The organism is Aeromonas sp. QDB56 (assembly GCF_027705505.1).
GTDB classification, from domain to species: Bacteria; Pseudomonadota; Gammaproteobacteria; order Enterobacterales; family Aeromonadaceae; genus Aeromonas; species Aeromonas caviae.
In genome coordinates, this window is the sequence record NZ_JAPDBZ010000016.1 from 1 (window position 1) to 3,928 (window position 3,928).

Annotated in this window: 3 protein-coding genes and 2 tRNA genes; 3 read left to right on the forward strand and 2 right to left on the reverse strand. The window is 59.2% G+C overall.

Annotated features, from left to right (window positions below):
- Nucleotides 1-257 precede the first annotated feature (257 nt).
- The 3 genes from OKB81_RS04315 (at nt 258) to pbpG (ending at nt 3,416) form a co-directional block, all read left to right on the forward strand.
- Complete coding sequence (locus OKB81_RS04315; protein ID WP_041210917.1) at nt 258-1,550, forward strand: hemolysin family protein; 1,293 nt, start codon at nt 258-260, stop codon at nt 1,548-1,550.
- Between the two features lie 18 nt (nt 1,551-1,568).
- Nucleotides 1,569-2,234 carry a DedA family protein gene (locus OKB81_RS04320; protein ID WP_010672956.1) on the forward strand — a complete coding sequence of 222 codons (666 nt, stop codon included), beginning with the start codon at nt 1,569-1,571 and terminating at the stop codon, nt 2,232-2,234.
- 396 nt (nt 2,235-2,630) lie between these two features.
- Nucleotides 2,631-3,416 carry a D-alanyl-D-alanine endopeptidase gene (gene pbpG, locus OKB81_RS04325; RefSeq protein WP_270809085.1) on the forward strand — a complete coding sequence of 262 codons (786 nt, stop codon included), beginning with the start codon at nt 2,631-2,633 and terminating at the stop codon, nt 3,414-3,416.
- Nucleotides 3,417-3,745: 329 nt separating this feature from the next.
- Here pbpG and OKB81_RS04330 read toward each other — a convergent pair.
- Both OKB81_RS04330 and OKB81_RS04335 read right to left on the reverse strand, forming a co-directional pair.
- Nucleotides 3,746-3,822: transfer RNA gene (locus tag OKB81_RS04330), tRNA-Arg, on the reverse strand.
- 27 nt (nt 3,823-3,849) lie between these two features.
- Nucleotides 3,850-3,926, reverse strand: a tRNA-Arg gene (locus tag OKB81_RS04335).
- Nucleotides 3,927-3,928: the final 2 nt, after the last annotated feature.

Consider the following 3,928-nt stretch of genomic DNA (forward strand, 5'->3'; position numbering starts at 1 on the left):
CATCATGCCTCCCTCATTTTTAGCCCTGATACTACGTGGACTGGAACTCAAATTCTCTTAAGTGAACAGCATTGCCGTTTATCGGGGGCTTTTTCATGTCAGGGGTTCAGCTCTCCCTCTCCTGCCCCGCGGTTTTATCCCTCCCGCCGGGGCGATATTCAAAAATTCACGAGCCAAATCACCTCCTTTCACAAGCGCAGAGCCCGCAAATTCATTACACTGCCAGCGGTCTTTTCTATCGGGAGTGCTGCTGCAGTATGGAAATATTGATCCTGTTTGGATTGATTTTGCTCAATGGCGTCTTCGCCATGTCGGAAATCGCCATCGTGACGGCACGCAAGGCACGTCTCGCCAAAATGGCGAGCGAAGGGAGCCGCTCCGCCGCCATCGCCCTCAAGCTCGGGGAAGATCCGACCCATTTCCTCTCCGCCGTGCAGATCGGCATCACCAGCATCGGTCTGCTCAACGGTATCTATGGCGAGTCCCTGCTGGCCCAGCCCTTCGCCCTCTGGCTGCAGGAGTGGGGGCTCTCCCCCAAGAGCAGCAGCCTGCTCGCCACCGTCATCGTGGTCGTGCTGGTCACCTATCTCTCCATCGTGGTAGGGGAGCTCGTGCCCAAACGCCTCGGACAGCTCAGCGCCGAGCGCATCGCCTGTCTGGTAGCCCGCCCCATGCTCTGGCTGGCGACCCTGACCCGTCCCTTCGTCTGGTTGCTCTCCGCCTCCACCAACGCCAGCCTGCGGCTGCTGCGGGTCGATCAGCACAGCAGCAACAACGTCACTCAGGAGGAGATCCACGCCATGCTGGTGGAGGGCTCCGAAGCGGGGGTGATCGAGGACCATGAGCACACTATGTTGCGCAACGTGTTCCGCCTCGACGAACGCAGCCTGGCCTCCCTGATGGTGCCGCGCAGCGACATCCGCTATCTGGACCTGTCACTGCCGCTGGAAGTGAACCTCCAACGTCTGGTGGAGTATCGCCACAGCTTCTTCCCTGTCTGTGACGGCAGCCTGTCGGATCTCGTCGGCATCCTCAACGTCAGCAAGGTGCTGCACGCCTACATCAAGGGAGAGCCCATCGATCTGGCGGCGCTGACCCAGGACGGCAGCCTGCTGCCGGAGACCCTCAATGGCCTGGAGCTGCTCAACCACTTCCGTACCCACTCCGAGCACATGGTGCTGGTGGTGGACGAATATGGCGAGCTGCAGGGGCTGGTCACCCAGCAGGATCTGCTGGAAACCTTGGCCGGCGACTTCCAGCAGGAAGATGGGGAGGACAACTGGGCCTTCCAGCGCGCCGACGGCAGCTGGCTGCTCGACGGCCTCATTCCACTGCCAGAATTGAAGGACTGTCTGGAGCTGGTTCGTCTGCCGGAAGAAGAAAAACATCACTATCACACCCTTGGAGGGCTTATCATGCTGCTCCTTGGCCGCCTTCCCCAGACCGGAGACCTGGTCACCCTGGAACAGTGGCAACTGGAAATCGTGGATATGGACGGCCTGCGCATCGACAAGGTACTTGCCATGCCCTTGACCGACCAACCCAGCTAACCTGCGGAGTTTGCATGTATGGAGCAGTTTTACCACCTGGCTCACGCCTTTATGCATCAGGATCTGGCGACACTCTCTGATCCCAAGATGGTCTTCATGGTCTATGTCGTCCTGCTGACCTTCCTGGTGCTCGAGAATGGCTTTATCCCCACCGCCTTCCTGCCAGGGGATACCCTGCTGATCCTGACCGGCGTGCTGATCTATCAGGGGGTGTTGCCGATGGCGGTGGTCCCGCTGCTGATCATGGCGACCTTCGTCGGTACCTGGCTTGGCTACATGCAGGGGCGTTTCCTCGGCCACACCCGGATGTATCACAGGCTGATGTCCCATCTCGATGACAAGCACAAGGAAAAGGTGCACTACCTGCTCAACAAGTACGGCATCATCACCCTGATCACCGCCCGCTACATCGCCTTCGTGCGTACCGCCTACCCCTATATCGTCGGCGCCAACGAGATCCCCCAGGGGCGCTTCCTGGTGGTCAACCTGATCAGCTCCATCATGTGGATCTGCCCCCTGGTCGGGCTGGGTTACTACCTGAGCCACACCAAGCTGGCCGCGCAGTATGAGTCCCAGTTTCTCAGCGTCATTCTCTACCTGCCGGTCGTGCTGCTGGTGGGCGGCCTCATCGCTCTGGTCTGGCGCTGGTGGAGCAGACGCAAGCCCGGCGTCTCCAGAGAGTGAGACAAACCACAGGGTCGCCCACAGGCGCAATGCTGTTCACTTAAGAGAATTTGAGTTCCAGTCCACGTAGTATCAGGGCTAAAAAATGAGGGAGGCATGATGCCTCCCTCTTTCTATTGCAAGCCACGCTGGATAAAGGCTGAAGGAACATCGACTGGAAACAACCTTGCTCCCCCAACTCAAGTCGCATTTATGAATAATTAGTCAAAAATGTGCTTATCTGAACAGCATTGCGCCCACAGGCGGCCCTTTTTTATGGAAAATAGTGGCGAATTCCCCCTGCTCGCTCTTGTAAAGCAGGGACAAAAATGAGTGAATCTAGCGCCTTTTTTCGCTGTGGATGGAGTTGGTTGTATGGGGTGTTGGATTCGCGCAATCGCGCTGGTAGGTGGATTGATGGGACTGCTGGGTTCGCAGACAGCCCTGGCGACCCCCAACCCGGCCAAGCTGCAGCTCAAATCGGGCAGTGCCCTGGTGATGGACGTCAACACCGGCAAGACCCTGTATCAGAAAAACCCCACCCGGGTGCGCCCCATCGCCTCCCTCACCAAGCTGATGACGGCGCTGGTGGTGCTGGATGCCCGCCAGAACCTCAATCAGACCCTGACCATCGATCAGAACGACAGGGACAACATCAAGCACACCTATTCACGGGTGCGCATGGGCACCCAGGTCAGCCGCCGCGACGCCCTGCATCTGGCGCTGATGTCCTCCGAGAACCGCATGGCCTCGGCGCTTGCCCGCCACTACCCGGGGGGTCGCCAGGCCTTCATCCGCGCCATGAACAACAAGGCCAGACAGCTCGGCATGCGCAACACCCGCTACTATGACTCCACCGGTCTCTCCACCCGCAACGTCTCCACCGCCCAGGATCTGGCCAAGCTCCTCTCTGCGGCCTATCGACAGCCGCTGATCCGTGAATTCACCCAGGACACCAGCAGGGAGATGCGCTTTCGCAAGCCGGCCTACAGCCTGATGTTCAACAATACCAACCCGCTGGTGAAGAACCCGGACTGGGATGTACGCCTCTCCAAGACAGGCTATACCGACGAAGCGGGCCGCTGCCTGCTGATGCGTGCCAAACCGGATCGTCAGGAGCTCGCCATCGTACTGCTCAACTCGGTGGGCAAACGCACCCCTATCGGGGATGCCAACCGCATCCGCAAGTGGCTGAAAAGCTGATTCTCTCCACGAAGACATGAAAGGATGCCGCTGCATCCTTTTTTATTGCCTGCCAAATGCCTCAGCAGGCCGCCAGAGGGCGCCAGCCCCGTACAGCATAGATGCGCATGGTTCGGGCCCCCAGGTCGCCACAGGCACGGCCACGGGCTGCGTCAGCAGCCTGCCAGGCAAGATACGTCGAGAGTGGTCACCCGGGGGCACGTGCAGCAAGGGGGAACCGTCCCCCGTGGAGGCGTCAGGGAGAAGGATACGAGAGAGACAACCCCATGATGGGGAGGAGGAAATCGCCCATAAAAAAACAGCCCCGACTGACGTCGAGGCTGTCTGTATGGTGCGCCCGAGAGGATTCGAACCTCTGACCACCTGGTTCGTAGCCAGGTACTCTATCCAGCTGAGCTACGGGCGCTCATAAATTGTTGCACTGCTTGAAATATGGTGCGCCCGAGAGGATTCGAACCTCTGACCACCTGGTTCGTAGCCAGGTACTCTATCCAGCTGAGCTACGGGCGCTA

What these genes read in the sequence shown, in the direction of transcription:
- OKB81_RS04315 (WP_041210917.1), top strand. Translation starts at nt 258, where the DNA reads ATGGAAATATTGATCCTGTTTGGATTGATTTTGCTCAATGGCGTCTTC.
- OKB81_RS04320 (WP_010672956.1), top strand. Translation starts at nt 1,569, where the DNA reads ATGGAGCAGTTTTACCACCTGGCTCACGCCTTTATGCATCAGGATCTG.
- pbpG (WP_270809085.1), top strand. Translation starts at nt 2,631, where the DNA reads ATGGGACTGCTGGGTTCGCAGACAGCCCTGGCGACCCCCAACCCGGCC.